At 49.9% G+C, this 3,601-nt stretch carries 2 protein-coding genes; one reads left to right on the top strand and one right to left on the bottom strand.

Annotation, left to right across the window (positions count from 1 at the left end; genetic code table 11):
* Positions 1–37: 37 nt before the first annotated feature.
* Complete coding sequence (locus DBO31_RS04935; RefSeq protein ID WP_150824581.1) at positions 38–613, bottom strand: xanthine phosphoribosyltransferase; 576 nt, start codon at positions 611–613, stop codon at positions 38–40.
* 201 nt (positions 614–814) lie between these two features.
* Between DBO31_RS04935 and DBO31_RS04930 the strand changes: the two genes are divergently transcribed.
* Positions 815–3,601, top strand: a 2,787-nt coding sequence (locus tag DBO31_RS04930) for a phosphoribosylformylglycinamidine synthase (protein ID WP_150824580.1), incomplete at its 3' end; no start/stop codon positions are given.

Below are 3,601 nucleotides of genomic sequence, written 5' to 3'. Positions count from 1 at the left end.
TATGTATTATATAAGGGGCGACAAAGGAAATAAAGTACTACTCCTTGAATACGGGCTTATTATCACGAAAAGCAGCAATGCGGGCTAATGATTCTACACGATAGCCGAGTGCTTCCAGCCGGCCGCGTCCGGGCTGGAATGATTTTTCAATGACAATGCCGATGCCTGCAGGGATAGCGCCGGCCTGGCTGACTAATTCGGTCAGGCCGACTGCTGCGGCGCCACTAGCCAGAAAGTCATCGATAATCAGTACGCGTTCGCCGGCATGCAGGTATGATTTGCTGAGGCTGGCTGTATAGGTTTCTTCTTTTGTATACGAATAGATAGACGCTGTGTATACAGCATCCTGCATGAGAAGAGATTTTTTCTTGCGGGCAAAGACGACGGGAATATTTCCCATTGCGACGGCTGTCGCCAGTGCAATTGCGATACCGGATGATTCGATAGTCACGATCCGGTCAATCGGGCAGTCGGCGAACCGGCGGGCAAATTCCTGTCCCATTTTCATTACCAGTGATGGGTCAATCTGCTGATTGAGAAAATTATCCACCTTTAAAATACGGTTGTCGATAATCGTACCATCCTGCAAGATGCGTTTTTTCAATTCTTCCATGAGGGGGCCTCCTAATAGTTATTATAACCAGTCTAATACGATTTGTGAGGGAAGTCAACGTCTGATTTCAGAGGGTCAGGCCCGTCAGAATCACGGATTTGACGCTGTTTTACTGCAATTTTCCGTTTACTTATGAAAGCAAAACGGGTATACTAAAGTTGTGTCACTAATGCTTATATGTCTTTTAAGGAGGTTCATTGAATGCAATCCATTCGACGTTTATATGTTACCAAAAAAGGTCCTTTTGCCCAGGATGCACAGAGGATGCTCAATGATTTGAAGAAAAACTTGCTTATTTCGGGTCTGACCGATGTCAAGATTTTCAATCGTTATGACGTAGGTGGTTTGGATGATGCAGCCTTTGAAGCAGCCAAGAATATGATTTTTTCGGAACCGCCTGTCGATGCCGTATACGATGAATTGCCGGCCGGTAAAGACGATACGGTACTGGCAATCGAATATCTGCCGGGGCAGTATGACCAGCGTGCCGATTCGGCGATGCAATGCCTGCAGATGCTCACTATGAACAGTGACAGTGCTGTCCGCACGGCACAGGTCATTGTTTTATCGGGCACCCTTTCCGCTGATGATATTGCCGCTATTAAGCATTATTGTATCAATCCGGTAGAAGCCAGGGAAGCGTCGCTGGATCAGGTAACGGACCTTTCCATGGCATGGGAAAAACCGGCTGACGTTCCGACTATCGATGGCTTCGATACGATGGATGATGCAGCACTCCGGGAATTATCTGCCCATATGGGTCTGGCTATGAGCTTTGATGATCTGAAATTTGTGCAGACTTATTTCCGCGATGAAGAAAAACGTAACCCGACGATTACAGAAATCCGGGTTATCGATACGTATTGGTCTGACCATTGCCGCCATACGACGTTTATGACGGAATTGACCGACATTTCCTTTGAAGACGGCACATATACAGCTCCTATCCAGAGAGCCTACGAAGCATATAAAACGACGCGTGATGCATTAAAACGCAATAAACCACAGACGCTGATGGATATGGCAACCATTGCCGTAAAGGAATTAAAAGCAGCTGGCAAATTACAGAATCTGGATGCCTCTGAAGAAATCAATGCCTGCACCATCATCATTCCTGTCGATGTGGATGGCAAAGAAGAAGAATGGCTTCTCCTCTTTAAAAATGAAACACATAACCACCCGACGGAAATCGAACCGTTCGGCGGTGCTGCTACCTGCCTGGGCGGCTGTATCCGCGATCCTCTGAGCGGCCGGTCTTATGTATATCAGGCTATGCGTGTTACCGGTGCAGGTGATCCACGGCAATCCATTAAAGATACACTGCCAGGGAAACTTCCGCAGCGTACGCTGACGACAGGCGCTGCTAAAGGATATAGCTCCTATGGCAACCAGATTGGCCTGGCGACAGGGGAAGTAAAAGAATATTATCACCAGGGATTTATTGCAAAACGCATGGAAATCGGTGCTGTTCTGGGGGCGGCTCCGCGGGCCAACGTTATCCGGGAAGAACCGGTTCCCGGAGACATAATCATCCTGCTGGGCGGCAAGACCGGCCGTGATGGCATGGGCGGCGCAACTGGTTCTTCCAAAAAGCATACAGTAGAATCCTTGGAAACGTGTGGCGCCGAAGTCCAGAAAGGGAACGCCCTGACGGAACGGAAAATCCAGCGCCTGTTCCGCCGCCATGAAGTGACAGTCCTCATCAAACGGTGCAATGATTTTGGCGCCGGCGGTGTATCCGTCGCCATTGGCGAACTGACCGATGGCCTGGATATTAATCTCGATAAAGTCCCGAAGAAGTATGAAGGTCTGGATGGAACGGAACTGGCTATTTCTGAATCGCAGGAACGGATGGCCGTCGTAGTGGCTCCGGAACATGTAGAAGAATTCATGAAATACGCGGCGGAAGAAAATCTGGAAGCGACGATTGTTGCCGTCGCTACCGATACGAAACGACTGGTCATGCACTGGCGCGACCAGAATGTCGTCAATATCACCCGGGCATTCCTCGATACTAATGGCGTAACGCAGAAGCGGAATGCCATTGTCACTGCTCCGGAAGAAAAAGATTTCTTTACGGCAGCTCCTGTAAGTGATGTCAAAGATGCATTCCTCAAGACGATGGCAACGCTGAATGTCGCGTCAGAACAGGGACTGGCAGAACGCTTTGACAGCACTATCGGATCGCGGACGGTACTCATGCCCTTTGGCGGAAAGTATCAGAAGACGCCCGTAGAAGGCATGGTCGCCAAGATTCCTGTCCCGGGAAGTAAAACGACGACTGCCAGCATTTTCACGCACGGCTATGATCCGGACCTGGCCGTATGGAGTCCGTTCCACGGCGCATTGTATGCCGTACTCCAATCGGTAGCGAAATTGGTTGCTCTCGGCGGTGACCGTCGTCAGGCTTATCTGACGATGCAGGAATTTTTCCAGAGCCTCGGCACCAATGAAAAAGCCTGGGGCCAGCCGGTCAGCGCGCTCCTCGGGGCATATGTGGCACAGAAAGAGCTGCAGATTGCTGCCATCGGCGGCAAAGACAGTATGAGTGGCACCTTTGAAAATCTGACGGTTCCTCCTACGCTCGTATCCTTTGCTATCGTACCGGAAAAGACCAATCATATTATTTCTCCGGAATTCAAACAGGCTGGCGATATGGTTCTGCTCTTTGATCTGCCAAGGGATGCCGAAGATATGCCTGATTTTGATGTGTTCCGCCGTCATTGTGATTTCCTCCATCAGGCTGTTCTCGATGGCAAGGTCCGGGCTATGCATGCCGTAGGCCAGGGCGGGGTTGCTGCGGCGCTGGTACAAATGGCGTTTGGCAATCGCATTGGCTTTACCGTTGATGACCAGTTCCCCGTACAGGAACTCTTCAATCTCCGGTATGGAGCTATTCTTGTTGAAACTGATGAAGCGACTGCACGCATCTGGGAAAAAGAAGATCACGTGTGCCGTGTTGGCGTAACGAAAGAAGCTGCCGACATT

The sequence above is a fragment of the Megasphaera sp. DJF_B143 genome (assembly GCF_900320625.1).
In the GTDB taxonomy this organism is placed as follows: domain Bacteria; phylum Bacillota; class Negativicutes; order Veillonellales; family Megasphaeraceae; genus Megasphaera; species Megasphaera hexanoica.
Note: the sequence above shows the minus strand (reverse complement) of the source record. Positions and strands in the feature narration are given on the sequence as shown.